The following is a 17,790-nucleotide window of genomic DNA, read 5'->3' as shown; positions in this document are numbered from 1 at the left end:
GCCAAATTAACGATAAATAGGTCTGCTTATTATTAAATAAAAGTGAATATTAGTAAATTCGTATTTAAATATAAATTTAATGGCTACAAAGAAAATTCTTACCAAAAAATCACTTGATTTTTTTGAAAAATATTTGAATAACGCAGCTCCAACGGGCTACGAATGGGAAGGTCAAAAAATATGGATGGACTACCTTAAACCCTATGTGGACACCTTTATAACGGACACATACGGTACGGCCGTAGGGGTAATTAACCCAGATGCCAAATTCAAGGTGGTAATAGAAGGGCACTCAGACGAAATATCATGGTACGTAAACTACGTTAGCGATAACGGATTACTGTACGTTATTAGAAATGGAGGTAGTGACCACCAAATAGCCCCTTCCAAATGGGTGAATATCCACACCAAAGACGGAATAGTTAAAGGAATTTTTGGATGGCCAGCTATTCATACCCGCGATAAAGGCAAGGAAACACCTCCTAAATTGGATAATATATTTATTGATATAGGAGCAAAAAACAAAGAGGAAGTAGAGAAAATGGGAGTTCATGTTGGGTGTGTTATTACCTATCCGGACGAGTTCCAAATCTTGAACGGAGACAAATTTGTTTGCCGTGCCATTGATAACCGCGCCGGTGGCTTTATGATTGCCGAAGTAGCACGTTTGCTTCACGAGAACAAGAAGAAATTGCCTTTTGGGCTATATATTACCAACTCGGTTCAAGAAGAAATAGGTTTACGTGGTGCGGAGATGATTACGCAGACCATTAAGCCCAATGTGGCCATCATAACAGATGTTTGCCATGACACCACTACTCCTATGATCGAGCAAAAAACACAAGGCCATACCGAAATTGGTGCCGGACCCGTAATTTCCTATGCCCCGGCGGTTCAGAACAAATTACGAGAACGTATCATTGAAACTGCTGAGGCCAATAAAATACCCTTTCAGCGCATGGCAGCTTCCAGGGCTACCGGAACGGATACAGATGCTTTTGCTTACAGTAATGGAGGTGTTGCTTCCGCTCTTATCTCCTTGCCGTTACGTTATATGCACACCACTGTTGAAACGGTTCACAGAGACGATGTTGAAAACGTAATCAGGTTGATTTACGAAACGGTCTTGAATATTAAAGACGGAGAAACTTTTAGTTATTTCGATTAAACAAATCTAACCCTCCCCAAAAAGGAGGGTTTATTTTTTACATATGGATGAATTAATTGATATCCTCGACTCCAATGGAAATACCACTGGAAAGACGGCAATGAAATCCGAAGCTCACCTAAAAGGGTTATTTCACCCAACGGTTCATATTTGGTTGTACACCAAAAATGGACAAATCTTGCTTCAGCAACGGTCTAAAAACAAAGATGTATTTCCTTTACTGTGGGATGTATCGGTGGCAGGCCATATTGGGGCCGGAGAAAATATAGAGATTTCGGCAACGCGTGAAATTGAAGAAGAGATAGGCCTAAGCGTTCAGCCCGAAGCTTTGGAAAAAATCGGTATTTTTAAATCCGTTCACAAACATTCCGAGCAGTTGCTAGACTGCGAGTTTCATCACACCTTCTTATGTGAACTTAAAGCGCCCTTACATCAACTAAAAAAACAAGAAAGTGAAGTTGAAGACTTGGCCCTACTATCTTTAATTCAATTTTCTCAAGAAACATGGGGGCTGGCCAACACCCAAAAATATGTTCCTCATAGTACGGAATACTATAAGACCATTATTAAAGAGATTAAAAAGAGGCTATAATGTTGTTATAAAATCCGAAATGGCATTCAAAGCAAACGTTTTTTGCTCACCATTTTCCATATGCTTTACAACAAAAGAATTTTCTTCCAATTCTTTTTCCCCGATCAAAACTACATACGGTACATTTCTATTATTTGCATATTTGAATTGCTTCTGAATTTTTGCATTGGACGGGTAGACATCTGCTTTAACACCATTTTTACGTAAAGCGGATACCAATTTTAACGCGGCCAAACCTTCTTTATCCCCAAAATTTAGGCAAAGTACTTGCAGGGATTGATCAATACGTTCAGGAAAAAGGCCCAATTCTTCTAAGACCAAATAGATACGGTCCAAGCCAAAAGAGATGCCAACTCCACTTACATCCTTTAAACCAAAAATACCGGTAAGGTCATCATAACGGCCACCACCACCAATAGACCCCATTTTTACTCCTTCCGGTGCGCCAACTTCAAAAATAGCTCCTGTGTAATAATTAAGTCCTCTAGCTAGAGTAACATCAATAGAAAGTTTAGCGGATTGCAGCCCCATTTCTTCAATAGTACTCACGATAAAAGTCAGCTCTTCAACTCCTTTACTACCTGTTTCAGAGTCTTTTAACAGGTCTCTTAAAGCTTGAAGCTGCTCTAAATTACCACCCGTTAGCGAGAAAAGTGGTTCTACCTTGGCAATAGCTTCCGGAGTCAACCCTCTTTCCGCCATTTCTTTCTTCACACCCTCTTCACCAATTTTATCCAACTTATCCAAAGCAACTGTAAAATCTATAAGGAGGTCTTGTGCACCTATAACTTCGGCAATACCCGAAAGAATTTTTCTGTTGTTCATTTTAATGTTGACACCTTCCAACTTTAAATCAGTAAAAACGGCATCGTACAACTGCACAAACTCTATTTCCTGCAAAAGGGAATCAGAACCAACTACATCTGCATCACACTGAAAAAACTCACGAAAACGTCCTTTTTGAGGCCTATCCGCACGCCAAACCGGCTGAATCTGATAGCGCTTAAACGGAAAATCAATTTCATTCTGATGCATGACTACATAACGAGCAAAGGGCACGGTCAAATCATAACGGAGAGCTTTTTCAGAAATCTTTGGGGTTAAAGAACTTGAATTTTTAGAACTGTAGGTAACATCATCTACCTTGTTCAAGAAATCACCAGAATTCAAAATCTTAAAAATGAGGCGGTCACCTTCATCACCATATTTTCCCATTAAGGTATCCGAATTTTCAAAAGAAGGGGTTTCAATAGGCTGAAAACCAAAGGTCTGAAAATGCCTTTTTACAATATCAAAAATGTAGTTTCTTTTGATGACTTCGGAAGGGGTAAAATCCCTAGTTCCCTTAGGTATGCTCGGTTTTTGTGCCATTAGATGTAATTGTGGTGCAAATATAAAATTTTAGAAAGACGAGCAGTGAATTATATAGATAATCCCAATTCCGTGCTCTGTTGTAAAATTAGCGTGCGATGAAAATAAGGTTCGCCTAAACCTCTATAACCTTATCAAACCATTGGTACAGATCACCTTTTGTAATAACTGCACCTTGTTGGATAAGCTTAAATTTATCTAGGTTTTTATCTTCAGTATACATCTTGGAAGCCGTTAAATATTCTACGAAGTCTGACTGCCAATTTTTCTTGAACCAAGAAAACCCAATATTAGTGGTCAAATCTATTTCTGGGTTCATCACCTTTACCGAAATTAATTTCATTTCCTTTTCGGCCAAATAGAATAAATGCATTTGCTTTTCGGAAATATTTTCCAAATACGCTACTTTGGTAAGTACGCCCTCCCAGACCAAATCACTAAAAACATCTATCTCTTCTTCTGCAACTTGTGGTCTGTTCGTTTTAATTTCTTCCCATTCATCACCCGTTATGGATTGTGTAGCCAGGAAGTTTATAAATTCTTGATGCAGCTCTTCTAATTGCTGCTTGGTAAGCCTCATGTATTTCATTCTGCAAAAATAAAAAGACCGTACGATAAGTACGGCCTTTGTGCAATAAAATATGATTATTAGTTCTAGAAAATATAGCGTAGACCTATTTGAGCCTGCCATCTAGAGGCTAAGCTTGAGTCATAACCAAAAGTTCTACTTTCCGCATTACCATTAAAAGTATATACAGGTAATCCGGCTGCATCAAAGTTCACCCCTAATAATTGCTCACTATTTGGTTGTTGAATTAATCCCCAATCCGAATTGATCATGTTACCTATATTCAATATATCAAAGCTCAATTGGATGGTATTTGTTCTTCCATTGGCACATTTTATTCTATAATCTTGCAACAATTTTACATCCCACTTCCCTCTCCAAGGTGATATTGCTCCATACCTTTCAGCATACTCACCTCTTCTTTCATTTAAATAATCATCTTGGGAAATATAATTTTCTAAACTTGCGGCATCATCCGTACCACTAAATTGCATTGCTCCAATTTTACTGGTAGTTGGGATATATATTAAATCATTAATACTAGAACCATCTCCGTTAATATCCCCTCCATAAGTGTAGTTAAAACGTGCACCTTGCGCATACTCAAAAAAGGTGGAAAGTGTTGTTGACCATTTATCGTTACCGTAGTCCCACTTCTTACTTGCAACTCCAATAAAACGATGTTTGTCACCGTACTTGGAATGGGCCAAAACATCATTGTTTACATTACCTAAAGCTGGGTTTCCTGCAAAAGCATCTCCTGTTATCTCTGCTTCAATTGAATTTACATCCCTAGAATCCAAGAAGCTATATGCCAACATTGTATACAATCCATTGGTAAAGGATTTTTCAGCTTTTAAAGAAGCATTCCAGATTCTTCCTTTATCAGAATTTGTCATTACATAAGCGTTTCCATTAACAACATCACCCCAAGGTAAAGTAGCCTTTGCATGGTCACCGTCTAAATAAACTGCCCTATTATCAACTCCTTGCAATTGTCCTGAAGGCTCTTTCAAACCCCAGTTCTGAACGTGAACACCATTTATATCTTTCGTATAAGAAAAATCTGCAGTCAGAACAAGACCATTATCCAATCGTTTATCCACACCAATGTTGGTTCTCCAAACTTGGGGAAATTTAAAATCTGGATCTACGGCCTGATAGAAAAAGGCATCCACACCACTTACTTGGTTACCTACCCAAACAAAAGGAAAACGACCAGTAAATACTCCCGTTCCTCCTCGTAATTTAAATGTATTGTCTCCCTTTATATCATAGTTAAAACCAACTCTTGGAGATATTAACCAATCATTATTAGGCATTTCTGTAGAATCAATCAACAGAGCTTCTCCCGTTTCCGGGTCAAAATATTCTGTATCCGGTAGATATACCTCACCATTATCCGTATCAATAAATTCCTGGGCTTTATCCGCCGTATCAAAAAATAGAGGTTTATCCATACGTATGCCATAAGTCAATCGGAATTTTTCAGATATATTCCACTCGTCTTGTACATAAAAAGCTAATTGACCGACATTCGTTTCGGCCAACAACCATCCTCCATCTGCTCCATCACCTAAAGCATTTTTAGTATTAAAAGTAGCTTGCGCCGCAGCAAAGTCATAATTACTTGCATCAAAATCCGCAATATCTACACTACCAAAGACATCAAAGCCATAGCCTTTTAGATTAAATGAATTATCAAACTGAAATTTTTCAAAAGAAAATCCAACAGTATATGTATGATTACCTTTAAAGAAGTTCATGTTATTTGTAACCTGAAAAACTTTTTGATCTAATTTATTATTAATAGAAAAAGGCTCATGACCAGCTATAATATAAGGTGAGCCATCTTTGGTAATATTTATTACTGGAGCAGGTGTTGAGAACGGGTTTCTAAAATCATCAAAATGAGTAAACCCAACTTGCAACTTGTTTGTAGTTGTTGAGGAAAACGTTGAATTTAATTCTAACTGAAAAGAATTTAAGTTGTTGTTAATCTCATATCCCGAATTTTGAAACTGCAATGTATTTGCATTGGGTCCTCTAGTATTAATAGCCGTTGGATGCGCTGGTTTTTCCTTAGATGCTCTTAAAAAATTATAAATAACAGCTAAGCGATGATCATCGTTAATGTTCCAATCTAGTTTAAAAATACCTTTGGTAGATTCCGAAGCATGCGTAAAACCATCATATGAGCCGGTATTATAACCCGCCGCTGCAAGGGCTGATTGAACAGAAATCAAATCACTCTCCAAAACTCTAGATTCATTAATAGCACCTGACCCACTGTTTGAAACCCAACCATTTGTTCCCAAATCATCTCTTTCATCTTTTTCAAAGTTTGCAAAAAAGAATAATTTATCCTTTACTATAGGCCCCCCAATACTAATTCCGTATTGATTTTGGTTCAAGTCGGGTTTTGTAACATCTTCCCCTTTTATTTTTCCTCCAGTTAAACTTTCATTTCTAGTAAAGCCATATACTGTTCCATGAAACTCGTTTGTACCGCTTTTAGTTACCGCATTGACCGCAGCTCCGGTAAAACCAGATTGTGTAACATCATAAGGGGCTGTAGAAACTTGAATTTGCTCAATGGCATCTAACGATATGGGTTGAGAGCCAGTCTGCCCACCAGGAGTAGCTGCATCCAACCCGAAAGGATTATTAAAAACTGCCCCATCCAAAGAAAAATTGTTAAACTGATCATTACGTCCACCAAAAGAATTGCCACTGGCCGTTGGCTCTAACCTAGTAAAATCTTGAGCAGAACGAGAAATGGTAGGCAGGCGTGTTAATTCCCTTCTACCTACACTTGTTTCCGCACCGGTTCTGTCACCATTAAATGTCCCGGACCTATCAGAAACCACAACTACTTCGTCCAATGCCTGACTTTCACTTGTTAAGTTTATGTTTGCATTAAACGTTTCCCCTAATGACAAATACACATTAGTTAAACTATGTGGCTTAAAACCAACATAAGAAACTGTAACCGTATAGGGCCCACCCACCCTAAGGTTAAGTATTCTAAATAGACCATCTTCGTTAGTGATAGCGCCATACTTGGTACCCGTTGGGGTATGTACAGCAACTACGTTTGCACCTAATAAAGGTAAGTTCTGATCATCAACCACCGATCCGCTCATGTTGGAGGTCGTAACCTGTGCAATTGCGCTAAAGAAAGAAAGGAATAGCACAAGACTTAAATGAAGTTTGTTAGACATAATCATCTGTTTGAGTTAGTCTTACAAAAGAGCGCAAAAAAAAAGAGCTATGCAAGCATAGCTCTTCTAAGTTATCATAAGGTTATTAACGTTCTGTTAACGTTATTTTTTGTCTGCGACAACCTCAAAAGGGAAATCTACAATTACTTCCCTGTGCAATCTTATTTGTGCATTATAAGGACCAGTACGCTTAACGGCACCACCTTGAATGCTGATAAATTTCTTATCAATACTGTGACCTTCTTTTTCAAGGGCAGCAGCTAGATCAATAGTAGTAACCGATCCAAATAATTTATCGGCAGCACCTGTCTTAGCAGCTATTTTCAATTCCAAAGCTTTAAGAGCTTCAGCTGTTTTGCTAGCAGCATCAACAACTTTTTTCTCTTTGTGAGCTCTTTGTTTTAAGTTCTCTGCCAATACCTTTTTAGCAGAAGATGTAGCCATATCGGCTAAACCTCTTGGAATAAGGTAATTTCTACCGTAACCGTTCTTTACGTTTACGACATCATCTTTAAAGCCTAAATGCTCTACGTCTTGTTTTAGTATAAGTTCCATCTTGCCTTAAATTTATTTTAATAAATCTCCTACGTATGGCATCAAAGCCAAATGACGTGCTCTTTTGACTGCTTGAGCCACTTTGCGTTGGTATTTTAAAGAAGTTCCTGTAAGTCTTCTAGGTAACAATTTACCTTGCTCGTTTACTAACTTCATTAAAAAGTCCGCGTCTTTGTAATCGATATATTTAATACCTGATTTCTTGAAACGGCAATACTTCTTTTTAGTATTGGTCTCAATGTTCAATGGAGTCAAATAACGGATTTCACCGTCTTTTTTTCCTTTTGCTTGTTGTTGTAATGTTGCCATAATTCCTTAAGCTTTAGCTTTTAACCTTGTTCTTCTTTTCTCAGCCCACTCAATTGCGTGCTTGTCTAGTTTTACCGTTAAGAAACGCATAACACGTTCATCTCTTTTGAACTCTTGCTCATAAGGAGTAATTACCTCTCCGGTAGCTGTAAATTCGAACAAGTGGTAAAATCCACTTTTCTTGTGTTGGATGGCATAGGCCAATTTCTTCAGTCCCCAGTTTTCTTTGGAGACCATCTTGGCGCCATTTTTAATTAAGAAATCCTCAAATTTCTTAACTGTTTCCGCTATCTGATCATCAGAAAGCACGGGATTCAAAATGAAAACAGTTTCGTAATGGTTCATAAATGTATATTTTTTAGGGTTGCAAAAGTAATAATATTTATGAGACTTTACAAGAAAACGGAAATTTCTTCGTTATACTTTGATAATCCTAAAATCTTACATAACCAAATCTTAACCTATGTCATTACAAATTACACAAAAAAGCAGGCCAAGTTTACAATATTATTGTATTTGAGCCCGTTTTTTTAGTATTTTGTCGATGATTTAACCCCACAAATCGACCCATTTATGAAATTAAGAAGTATTATCGTAGACGATTCGTCCATGCAACGAATGGCAGTCGCGAAGCTTGTAAACAGTCATCCCAACCTAGCTATGGTGGCCGAGTACAGCAATGCGATCGAAGCCAAAAACGGCATTAAGAACAACGAGATCGATCTTATTTTTCTTGATGTTGAAATGCCTATCATCAGTGGATTCGACCTACTCGAATCCTTAGAAAACAGTCCTCAAGTAATTTTGATTACAGGTAAGCCAGATTATGCTCTTAAAGCATTTGATTACGATGTAACCGATTATTTGCATAAGCCTATTACCCTTGCCAGATTTGATGCTTCGGTAAAAAGAGCGGTTGCCAAATATGAACAAATGAATAAAGTTCAAGAAGACGAAGAACATATTTTCGTTAAGAGCAACCTTAAAAAACGTAAAGTTATATTAAACGATATTAAATGGATAGAAGCTCTTGGCGACTATATTAAATTGGTTACGGATGAGGCTAACATTGTTATCTTATCTACCATGAAGTCATTTGAGCAGCAACTACCGGAAGATAAATTCTTGCGCATTCACAAATCCTACATTGTGAATCTAGAAAAGATAGAAAAATTCAACAGTAAAAATGTTGAAGTTAGTGGAAGGTCCATTCCTCTGAGCAGGAACAAGAAGACCGAGTTAGCAGAAGCATTGGCCAATGTCTAGCATTTCTACTTTAAAATATAAATCCCGAACATCAAATGGTGTTCGGGATTTTTTTTGATTCGCCCTTAAATATGGTCTACATTATAGATAACCCGTACACTACGATACTGTGAAACGGAATTAAACGATTTTTCTATTCTCTTGATAGCCATTTTCGTCTTTACAACAGATTGGGCATGTGGTATCTTTATCAATACGTTTTTTAAGAAAAGGTTCCGCACTCTGGCCACCGGCGGATACTCGGGCCCTAGCACATTACCCCCCAAAGTTGTACGAAGTGCTTTTGCGAACCATTCCGTTGCTTCGTTCAGACGGTTATACTCCCTATGCTTAAAAGTGATTTTTATTATTCTATTACTGGGAGGATATTTATACTGTTCCCGCTCGTACAACTGCTCATTGAACATAGAATCATAATCATGGGTAGATACCTGTTGTAAAATTTGGTGGTACGGATTATAACTCTGTATTAAAACTTTACCTCTTTTTTTGGTACGTCCTGCCCTACCCGCTACTTGTGTCAATAGTTGAAAACAACGTTCGTGCGCCCTGTAATCCGGAAAATTCAGAAGAGAGTCCGCATTCATAATACCTACCAAACTCACATTTCTGAAATCAAGCCCTTTGGTCAACATTTGCGTACCCACAAGAATATCCATCTCTTGTTGCTCAAAAGCAGTTATTATCTTTTCATATCCATGTTTACCACGAGTGGTATCTAAATCCATACGCCAGGTCTTAGCATCTGGAAATAAGGTTTCCAGCTCCTTTTCCACCTGTTCTGTCCCAAATCCTTTGGTATCCAAAGTCTGGCTTCCACAGGCTTGACAGCTTACTTGCAATGCCATATGATACCCACAATAATGACAGCGTAATTGTTTTTTATATTGATGATAGGTTAAACTTACATCGCAATTGGGGCACTGGGGCGAATGCCCACAAGTAGTACACTCCATTATTGGTGCGTACCCTCTTCTATTTTGAAATAAAATCACCTGTTCGCCTGCCTCCAGAGCTTCTTCGATCGCCAGAAACAAGCGTTCCGAAAAATGCCCCTTCATACGGCGCTTACGGCTCTGCTCCTTTATATCTACCAATTCAATATCCGGCATAAGCACATTTCCGTAACGCCGGGTAATTGCCGCATATCCGTATTTTCCAATTTTAGCATTGTAAAAACTTTCAATACTTGGTGTAGCCGACCCTAACAGAACTTTACTATCATGTAATTTACCCAACACTATAGCAGCATCGCGCGCATGATATCTTGGTGCCGGATCAAACTGCTTAAAAGAACTCTCGTGCTCTTCATCAACCACAATAAGCCCTAAATTGGAAAAAGGCAAAAACAAAGCGGAACGCGCTCCTATGACTATTTGGGCTTTATCTTTGCTGGTCAAAACATTGTTCCAAGCCTCTACACGCTCCTGCACACTGTATTTGGAATGATACACCGTTATTTTTTCACCAAAATAATTCTGTAAACGAGAAATAAGCTGAGTGGTCAAGGCTATTTCAGGTAGAAGGTAAAGCGCTTGCTCCCCTCTTTGCAGACATTCTTCTATCAGTTTTACATACACCTCTGTCTTTCCCGACGAAGTTACTCCATGTAAAAGAGTAACCTTATCCGCTTTAAAACTCTCGGTTATATCGTCAAAAGCTTGTTGCTGATATTCGTTTAAATCCTTTAAACTATAGTTTTCTTCCTCTCCTTCATAATTGACCCGGTCTGTTCTTATAAAGTACTCTTCCAGGATTCCTTTATGTACTAGCGATTTTATAACCGCTTTTGACCCCCCACTGGTTTTCTCAAGCTCATCTACTTTAATTGGCTTTTTATTGGTAGCTTGTAACTGAAATAAGGATAGAACCACTTGGCTTTGCTTGGGAGCCCTGGACAGATTGGTTAAAAGAGCTTCTAGTTTTTCTTCCGAAAGATATTCTTTGCCAAGTTTTACATAACGAACCAGTTTAGGCTTATACTGCTCGTACATTTCTTCTTTGAGAAGAATAACATTCTTTTCTATTAGCCGGTTCAAAACCGGCAGAATATTTTTTCGTTCAATAATAGCGCTTACCTCCTGCACTTTTAGTACAGCCTGATGCTGTAACGCTTCAAAGACCAAGAACTCATCATCCTCCAGTCCAGATTCATCTATCTCCCCACTATTGTTCCGTAGAATAAGGGTCTCACTTTCCAATAAGAAAGCTCCAGGTACGGCACTCCTGAAAACCTCGCCAATAGTACACATGTAATACTCAGCAACCCATTGCCAATGTTTTAACTGAATAGCATTAATAATTGGGTCTTCATCCAGAATACGGTCAATCTCCTTTGCTTCGTATATTTCAGGGGCATTGGTATGCACCTTGTAAACCAAGCCCGTATAGACTTTAGACTTTCCAAAAGGCACCCCTATCCGCATACCAGGACGCAAAAACTCAGCCTCGGTTTCAGAAACGGTGTAGGTAAATAGTTTCTCTAAAGGAATCGGTAATATAACATCAATAAAATACTGCATACAGTGGAGTGAAAATCTATCCGTCTACCCGTACCCAAGTCTGGGTGCGGTAAATAAAGGCCAAATACCCTCTTACTTTAAGTTCATCAGGATTATCTGGGTTAAGCCAAATTTTACATCTAAAGGTCATTGCCTGCTGAGGGTCAAAAAGAGTATCTCCTTTATAAACCCCGTTCCCATGGTGTTCTGCATCTTCAATAATTGTCATACCCAATACAGGCTTGTCTTTCATATCTCCCTCGCATTTGGTGCAAATAAAGTTTTCCTTTCCTTCTTCCACTATTTCAATCACCTTACCATGCATTTTTCCATCTTCTTCATAAATTTCGATAATGGCTTTTGGTTTACCGGTGCGGTCATCTATGGTTTTCCATTTTCCGAATACACTTTGGGACTGCCCCATTGGAAGCATGGATAAAAACAGGAAAATTAAACTCGTAATATTGGTTACACTCATCTTCTAGAATATGTTTTTCTTAAAGAGTTCAATGAAGCATTAAGCTCGAACCCGAGCAACAATATATTAGAATTTAACCAGATATATACCATAAGTATCAACAAACCCCCTAAAGCTCCGTATAATTCATTATATCTAGCAAATTTTTCAACATATACCCCAAAAAGATATGATGTAAGCATGAACAATAAGGTAGTCATTAAAGCTCCAACAGAAAAGAAGCGTGCATGTTTACCCTCCATCGTACCAAAATAATACAATATAGCCGTTGTAAAATAGGACAGTATAACAAAGAAGAGCACCTTGCCTATCTGAGCTCCAACAATATCATTCTCAGTAAGATCATAGCCACGTGTTTTGGCCGCCCAAACACTTAAGTAATCCGTAATATAAAACTCAAAATACCCGTAGGTAACAGCACCCACAATGAGCAAAATGGACAGGATAAGCCCCACCATTAGAGCATAAAGATATTGACGGAAAAAATTCCTGGTAAGCTCTACGTGATACGAATTTTCAAACCCTCCAAAAATGGCATTTACCCCATTGGCCATCAGAAAAATGGAGAACAAAAAAGCCGAGGATAGCAACCCACCTCTTTTCTGGTCTTTTATTTGCTGATAAATATCCCCAAAATAATCACTTGTAGCCGAAGGTAAAAAAGACTCTAAAAAAACAAGGAACTGAGAATCAAAATTTTCATTGCCCACACTTACGTAAGGCAGTATAAAAGGTATTAAGGTGATGAGAAATATCAGTAACGGAAACAGCGCTAAAAACAAACTAAACGCAATGGAGCTGGCACGTGTAGAGATAGCCCCACGGAAAATACCAAGAATATACATTTCCATTAAATCATAGAGCGATAGCCCCTCAAAAGCCGGTAATTTTATTCGTTTTAAGAAACGAGCAAGCCGGTTAATGACAGGAATTTTTTCAATTCTATCCTCTATCTCCTGCGACATTTACACCGCTTTTAAGCTTAAATCCATATTGTAGACAGAATGTGTTAGCGCTCCAGAAGAAATATAATCCACACCACACTCCGCATATTTACGCAAGGTATCTTCGTTTATCCCTCCCGAAGATTCCGTTAGGCACGTATCACCAATTAACTTTACCGCTTTACGGGTATCTTCATAATTAAAATTATCTATTAGAATACGGTACACACCACCGGCTTCAAGAATTTGCTCTATCTCATTTAAGTCCCTAGCTTCAACTATTATCTTAAGGTCTCTATTGGTTTCCTTTAAATAGTCTTTTGTTTTCTGAACAGCCCTGCCAATTCCACCCGCAAAATCTATATGGTTATCCTTAAGCATGATCATATCATAAAGAGCGAATCTATGGTTTTCTCCACCCCCTATTTTTACCGCCCATTTCTCCAAAGCACGAATGCCGGGCGTAGTTTTTCTTGTATCAAGAATTTTAGTTCCCGTACCCTCTAGCAACTTTACGAACGAATTTGTTTTGGTTGCGATGGCGCTCATACGCTGCATGGCATTCAAAACCAATCTTTCTGCCTTTAAAATGCTCTGTGATTTTCCTGTGACATAAAAAACGATATCACCATGTTTTACCGCCGAACCATCTTCTATAAGTGTTTCTACCTCCATACCAGGGTCTACATACTTAAAAACTTGTTTAGCGAATTCCACACCCGCAATAACACCTTGGTCCTTTACCAATAATTTAGCCTTACCCGTTGCTGTATCCGGAATACAAGCTAGAGAACTATGGTCTCCATCTCCTACATCTTCACGAATGGCGTTGGTTATGATATACTCTATTTCTTTTTGAAATTGTTCTTTGGAAATCATCTATGAAATTTTACTTAAAGCTAAATTAGTAAATTGTTGGGGGTTTATAGACTTTACCCCAAGGGTTATTTGTAAGAACTGCTTTGGACAGGAATAACGAATTTTTATTATTTCAAATTATATTTGCAGCATGACCATAAAACTCATCGCTATCGGAAAAACGGATAGCCAAGCATTGCTGCAACTTATTAGCGAATACGAGAATAGATTGAAGCACTATGTTAAATTTGACCTGACCATTATACCCGACATTAAAAACACCAAAAACCTCTCCGAAACCCAACAAAAGGAAAAGGAAGGTGAACTTATCTTAAAACAATTGACCAATACGGATGTACTGGTTCTCCTAGATGAAAACGGAAAACAGTTTTCATCCGTAGATTTCTCTTCCTATCTACAGAAAAAAATGAACGCCGGTCTTAAACAACTAGTTTTTGTCATAGGCGGGCCGTACGGTTTCAGCCCAGACGTTTACAGCAAGGCACAGGGCAAGATTAGTCTGTCTAAAATGACTTTTTCTCACCAAATGGTACGTTTATTTATAGTGGAACAAGTTTACAGGGCATTTACTATTCTACGTAATGAACCTTATCACCACAGGTAGAGCAATACCCTATTCTTCAACCGTTCAATCTAAAAAAAACCTCTTGTAGCTTATATTAACAAATCAACTTTTCTACATTAGCAGTCTAACAAAAAAATTGCCATGATTGTTACTAAAGGAATTCCGTTTAAGAAGTTATTTGATTTGTCTTTCCACCATATCATTTGGCTATTTCTATATATGGGTAGCGTTGCCGTGCTATACCGTTTTAATATTATTTCGTACGAAGTTCCTTGGTTACCAGTCTCTGTAATTGGTACCGCTGTTGCCTTTTACGTTGGTTTTAAAAACAATCAATCCTATGACAGAATGTGGGAAGCCCGAAAAATATGGGGAGGAATAGTAAATGATAGCCGTACATGGGGTATGTTGGTAGATGGATATATAACTAACATGAACGCCTTAGAAAAACATAATGAAGAGGACTTACACGCCATAAAAAAAAGACTTATTTACAGGCAGATAGGATGGCTTTACACCCATAGAGAACAATTATTGGTATCTACCTCTTGGGAACATGTTTCACAAGGTGGCTTGACCACCAAGCACGCCCAAAGACTTGAAGATAACTTTGGAGTGGGTATCATAAGTGACCATCTAGAATACCGTCAATTAAAAAACTTTCTTTCTAAAGAAGAATTTGAACGTTTGGTTACCAAAGCCAATACCGCTACGCAAATTATAAATGAACAATCCAGAGATTTACGAGAATTACGCAAAAAAGGGTTAATTGACGATTTTAGACATATTAAGATGCAAGATGTTTTACGTACTTTTTATGAATTACAAGGTAAGAACGAGCGAATCAAAAAATTTCCCTTCCCCCGCCAATACGCAAACATGAGCTATTATTTTGTTGGGATATTCATTTTTCTATTGCCATTTAGTATGATGCCCGAAGTGCTAGATTCCGGAACCGCCAACCTATGGCTTGCCGTACCAATCTGCGTATTGTTAGGATGGATATATGTTATGATGGAATTAATTGGGGATTATTCAGAAAATCCATTTCAGAGAATGGCGAATGATATTCCTATGCTTTCGCTTTGCAGAACAATTGAAATAGACCTTAGGGAAATGTTGGGAGAAACAGAACTACCACCTCCGGTAAAAGCAGAAAAAGGGGTGCTTATGTAGTTTTATATTGTAGTTATGGCATTATAAACTAAAAGTTGCTTATGCCCACCCTACCTAGAGTCACAACGAACCTTAACGGAAGTAAGCCAAGAAACATTTACATAATAACACATAAAAAAAGCCCTAATTAAAGGGCTTTTTCAATTCTTATCATTTAGAGAAGGGTTTAGTACAATACTCTAAACTTAATGGTATTCTCAACCTTTTTAAGGGCTTTGATTACGTCTTTATTATATTCCTTATCCAAATCGGTTATAACGTAGCCAACCTCACTATCCGTAGAAAGGAATTGCCCTGAGATATTTAAACCATACGTAGCACATACTTCGTTGATTTTTGCCATAATGCCAGGAACGTTCTTATGAATATGCAAGAAACGGTGTGCGTTCTGTTGTTTTGGCAAACGGATGTTAGGGAAGTTTACCGCATCTACCGTATTCCCAGAATTGATATAGTCCATAATTTTATTAGGAACAAAATCAGCTATATCACGTTGTGCCTCTTCAGTACTACCACCTACATGAGGCGTTAGGATAACATTCTTTAAACCTTGAAGCGGTGTATAGAAATCACCATTGCTACGAGGCTCCTCAGGATATACATCAATTGCAGCACCTCCAATTTTTCCGGATTTTAGACCATTGGCCAAAGCTTCAATATCTACAACAAAACCTCTAGAAAGATTGATAAGCATTGCGCCGTTTCTCATTTGGCTAATTTCTCTTGCGCCAATGAAATTCTTGTTTGCCTTGTTATCATCTATGTGTAAGGTAACTACGTCCGAAACATTCAACAAGTCCTCTAACGTATTGCACTTTTTAGCATTACCTAAGGACAACTTATCCTCAACATCATAGTAATACACACGCATACCTAGAGCTTCCGCCAAAATAGAAAGTTGCTTACCTATATTACCATAACCAACAATACCAAGATTCTTACCACGAACCTCTCTTGAACCTTCGGCGGTTTTTTGCCATTGCCCACTATGAATTTCGCTACTTCTAGAGAATACACTACGCATAAGCATAATGATTTGCCCAATAGCCAATTCCACAACGGAACGGGTATTACTGTACGGAGCGTTAAAGACTACAACGCCGTTTTTCTTGGCATGCAGCAAATCTATTTGTGTAGTACCGATACAGAACGCACCAACAACCAAAAGTTTATCCGCCGCATCCAATACTTTTTGCGTCACTTGGGTCTTAGAACGAATACCCAATACATGAACACCTTTAATCTTCTCTATAAGTTCTTCTTCTCCAATACTGTGTTTTACCAGTTCTACTGAAAAACCATCATCTGACAGGTTTTTGAACGCATCAGGGTGAACATTTTCCAAAAGAAGAATTTTAATTCTGTTCTTGGGATAAGAGATATTACGAGGTAAATCGTTTACAAAAAGAAATTCATCCATATTAGGTGTGATATAATCTGCATTTTTTGCCGCTTTTTCGCGATGCACATTTTCCGTGTACGCAAAGAATTTATCGGCAATACCGGCTTCGCGCATTACATAATCGCTATACCCATCTCCAATAACTTGAACTTCTCCTTCTAAGTTCATGTTTTTAAGACATTCTATTTTCCCGTTATGCTGAGAAAGCACATTTTTAGCATCAAAACCAATAATATTTCCTTCTTTATCAAATTCAAAGGTATTTGCATATACCCTATCCGATGGAATATTATACTCCTTAACAATAGGGTCTATGAACTCTTTAAACCCGCAAGAGATGACATAAATATCATCCGAAAATTTTTCAAAAAACTCTTTGTTTGAAGCAATAGACTTTGAAATTTTATGGCGCAACTCCTCAACTAACGGCCCTAAATCATCTTTATGGGCGTTTAATAATTTTATTCGTCTTTCAAGTGATTCGGTAAAGGATATATCTCCGTCAATACCCAGATTTGTAATCTCTTGAATTTGACTAATGATTTCGTCTCGGTTAGACTTGCCTTCCAAGGTCATTTCGGCCAGTACATCCAAAGCTTCTACCCTTGTTAAGGTGCTATCAAAATCGAATACGTATTTTCTACCTGTTTCTACCATGTCTTTGCTAAAAAATTAAGCAACAAAAATAAAGATTATTTCTGTCCAAATTGGACTAATGTTGCTAAAAGTTATCCTTATAACTAATCTAGTTCTTTTTGATAGGGATTTTCATATTAATAAGAATGATAAAAC

General features: G+C 37.9%; 16 protein-coding genes. 5 read left to right on the top strand and 11 right to left on the bottom strand.

What is annotated here, in order from left to right:
* Positions 1 to 79: 79 nt before the first annotated feature.
* Both H9565_RS09480 and H9565_RS09475 read left to right on the top strand, forming a co-directional pair.
* The gene (locus tag H9565_RS09480) at positions 80 to 1,168 is read left to right on the top strand and encodes a M42 family metallopeptidase (RefSeq protein ID WP_215439016.1); all 1,089 of its coding nucleotides are present in this window, start codon (positions 80 to 82) and stop codon (positions 1,166 to 1,168) included.
* A 43-nt stretch (positions 1,169 to 1,211) separates the two neighbouring features.
* Positions 1,212 to 1,760: an NUDIX hydrolase gene (locus H9565_RS09475; RefSeq protein ID WP_215439015.1), complete on the top strand. Its 549-nt coding sequence runs from the start codon at positions 1,212 to 1,214 to the stop codon at positions 1,758 to 1,760.
* On the opposite strand, the gene hisS is transcribed toward H9565_RS09475, so the two are convergent.
* From hisS to rpsF, 6 genes are all read right to left on the bottom strand, one after another.
* Positions 1,755 to 3,131, bottom strand: coding sequence for a histidine--tRNA ligase (gene hisS, locus H9565_RS09470; RefSeq protein WP_215439014.1), 1,377 nt, complete (start codon positions 3,129 to 3,131; stop codon positions 1,755 to 1,757). The two genes, H9565_RS09475 and hisS, sit on opposite strands and share 6 nt — an antisense overlap.
* Before the next feature lie 115 nt (positions 3,132 to 3,246).
* Positions 3,247 to 3,720 (bottom strand): DUF6495 family protein, encoded by a 474-nt coding sequence (locus H9565_RS09465; RefSeq protein WP_215439013.1) that lies wholly within the window; start codon positions 3,718 to 3,720, stop codon positions 3,247 to 3,249.
* 65 nt (positions 3,721 to 3,785) lie between these two features.
* Positions 3,786 to 6,923, bottom strand: coding sequence for a TonB-dependent receptor (locus H9565_RS09460; RefSeq protein ID WP_215439012.1), 3,138 nt, complete (start codon positions 6,921 to 6,923; stop codon positions 3,786 to 3,788).
* A gap of 102 nt (positions 6,924 to 7,025) precedes the next feature.
* A complete protein-coding gene (gene rplI, locus H9565_RS09455) occupies positions 7,026 to 7,478 on the bottom strand; it encodes a 50S ribosomal protein L9 (protein ID WP_215439011.1) in 453 nt (150 codons plus the stop codon).
* Positions 7,479 to 7,490: 12 nt separating this feature from the next.
* On the bottom strand, positions 7,491 to 7,787 hold the full coding sequence (gene rpsR, locus H9565_RS09450; RefSeq protein WP_013991412.1) for a 30S ribosomal protein S18: 297 nt from the start codon (positions 7,785 to 7,787) through the stop codon (positions 7,491 to 7,493).
* Positions 7,788 to 7,793: 6 nt separating this feature from the next.
* Entirely contained in the window at positions 7,794 to 8,132 is a 339-nt protein-coding gene (gene rpsF, locus H9565_RS09445) for a 30S ribosomal protein S6 (protein WP_215439010.1), read from the bottom strand.
* A gap of 228 nt (positions 8,133 to 8,360) precedes the next feature.
* Between rpsF and H9565_RS09440 the strand changes: the two genes are divergently transcribed.
* Positions 8,361 to 9,053, top strand: coding sequence for a LytR/AlgR family response regulator transcription factor (locus tag H9565_RS09440; RefSeq protein ID WP_215439009.1), 693 nt, complete (start codon positions 8,361 to 8,363; stop codon positions 9,051 to 9,053).
* A 65-nt stretch (positions 9,054 to 9,118) separates the two neighbouring features.
* On the opposite strand, the gene priA is transcribed toward H9565_RS09440, so the two are convergent.
* Genes priA through nadC form a run of 4 tightly spaced genes read right to left on the bottom strand, consistent with a single transcriptional unit; the run spans position 9,119 to position 13,855 of the window.
* A complete protein-coding gene (priA, locus tag H9565_RS09435) occupies positions 9,119 to 11,575 on the bottom strand; it encodes a replication restart helicase PriA (protein ID WP_215439008.1) in 2,457 nt (818 codons plus the stop codon).
* Positions 11,576 to 11,591: 16 nt separating this feature from the next.
* Positions 11,592 to 12,032 carry a DUF2147 domain-containing protein gene (locus H9565_RS09430; RefSeq protein WP_215439007.1) on the bottom strand — a complete coding sequence of 147 codons (441 nt, stop codon included), beginning with the start codon at positions 12,030 to 12,032 and terminating at the stop codon, positions 11,592 to 11,594.
* The gene (locus H9565_RS09425; protein WP_215439006.1) at positions 12,029 to 12,997 is read right to left on the bottom strand and encodes a YihY/virulence factor BrkB family protein; all 969 of its coding nucleotides are present in this window, start codon (positions 12,995 to 12,997) and stop codon (positions 12,029 to 12,031) included. Before H9565_RS09425 ends, H9565_RS09430 begins: the two co-directional genes overlap by 4 nt.
* Complete coding sequence (gene nadC / locus H9565_RS09420; RefSeq protein ID WP_215439005.1) at positions 12,998 to 13,855, bottom strand: carboxylating nicotinate-nucleotide diphosphorylase; 858 nt, start codon at positions 13,853 to 13,855, stop codon at positions 12,998 to 13,000.
* 130 nt (positions 13,856 to 13,985) lie between these two features.
* On the opposite strand from nadC, the gene rlmH reads away from it, so the two are divergent.
* Complete coding sequence (gene rlmH / locus H9565_RS09415; RefSeq protein ID WP_215439004.1) at positions 13,986 to 14,459, top strand: 23S rRNA (pseudouridine(1915)-N(3))-methyltransferase RlmH; 474 nt, start codon at positions 13,986 to 13,988, stop codon at positions 14,457 to 14,459.
* Positions 14,460 to 14,561: 102 nt separating this feature from the next.
* Positions 14,562 to 15,596: a bestrophin family protein gene (locus H9565_RS09410; protein ID WP_215439003.1), complete on the top strand. Its 1,035-nt coding sequence runs from the start codon at positions 14,562 to 14,564 to the stop codon at positions 15,594 to 15,596.
* A 166-nt stretch (positions 15,597 to 15,762) separates the two neighbouring features.
* Here H9565_RS09410 and serA read toward each other — a convergent pair whose 3' ends face one another.
* Complete coding sequence (serA, locus tag H9565_RS09405; RefSeq protein ID WP_215439002.1) at positions 15,763 to 17,655, bottom strand: phosphoglycerate dehydrogenase; 1,893 nt, start codon at positions 17,653 to 17,655, stop codon at positions 15,763 to 15,765.
* Between the last annotated feature and the right edge of the window lie 135 nt (positions 17,656 to 17,790).

The sequence above is a fragment of the Zobellia russellii genome, assembly GCF_018728565.1.
Taxonomy (GTDB): domain Bacteria; phylum Bacteroidota; class Bacteroidia; order Flavobacteriales; family Flavobacteriaceae; genus Zobellia; species Zobellia russellii.
This window is presented reverse-complemented; position numbering and strand designations above follow the sequence as displayed.

Bases quoted from the DNA above. Each gene is read 5' to 3' on its own strand.
- H9565_RS09480 (WP_215439016.1), top strand. From the start codon at position 80: ATGGCTACAAAGAAAATTCTTACCAAAAAATCACTTGATTTTTTTGAA.
- H9565_RS09475 (WP_215439015.1), top strand. From the start codon at position 1,212: ATGGATGAATTAATTGATATCCTCGACTCCAATGGAAATACCACTGGA.
- hisS (WP_215439014.1), bottom strand. From the start codon at position 3,131: ATGGCACAAAAACCGAGCATACCTAAGGGAACTAGGGATTTTACCCCT.
- H9565_RS09465 (WP_215439013.1), bottom strand. From the start codon at position 3,720: ATGAAATACATGAGGCTTACCAAGCAGCAATTAGAAGAGCTGCATCAA.
- H9565_RS09460 (WP_215439012.1), bottom strand. From the start codon at position 6,923: ATGTCTAACAAACTTCATTTAAGTCTTGTGCTATTCCTTTCTTTCTTT.
- rplI (WP_215439011.1), bottom strand. From the start codon at position 7,478: ATGGAACTTATACTAAAACAAGACGTAGAGCATTTAGGCTTTAAAGAT.
- rpsR (WP_013991412.1), bottom strand. From the start codon at position 7,787: ATGGCAACATTACAACAACAAGCAAAAGGAAAAAAAGACGGTGAAATC.
- rpsF (WP_215439010.1), bottom strand. From the start codon at position 8,132: ATGAACCATTACGAAACTGTTTTCATTTTGAATCCCGTGCTTTCTGAT.
- H9565_RS09440 (WP_215439009.1), top strand. From the start codon at position 8,361: ATGAAATTAAGAAGTATTATCGTAGACGATTCGTCCATGCAACGAATG.
- priA (WP_215439008.1), bottom strand. From the start codon at position 11,575: ATGCAGTATTTTATTGATGTTATATTACCGATTCCTTTAGAGAAACTA.
- H9565_RS09430 (WP_215439007.1), bottom strand. From the start codon at position 12,032: ATGAGTGTAACCAATATTACGAGTTTAATTTTCCTGTTTTTATCCATG.
- H9565_RS09425 (WP_215439006.1), bottom strand. From the start codon at position 12,997: ATGTCGCAGGAGATAGAGGATAGAATTGAAAAAATTCCTGTCATTAAC.
- nadC (WP_215439005.1), bottom strand. From the start codon at position 13,855: ATGATTTCCAAAGAACAATTTCAAAAAGAAATAGAGTATATCATAACC.
- rlmH (WP_215439004.1), top strand. From the start codon at position 13,986: ATGACCATAAAACTCATCGCTATCGGAAAAACGGATAGCCAAGCATTG.
- H9565_RS09410 (WP_215439003.1), top strand. From the start codon at position 14,562: ATGATTGTTACTAAAGGAATTCCGTTTAAGAAGTTATTTGATTTGTCT.
- serA (WP_215439002.1), bottom strand. From the start codon at position 17,655: ATGGTAGAAACAGGTAGAAAATACGTATTCGATTTTGATAGCACCTTA.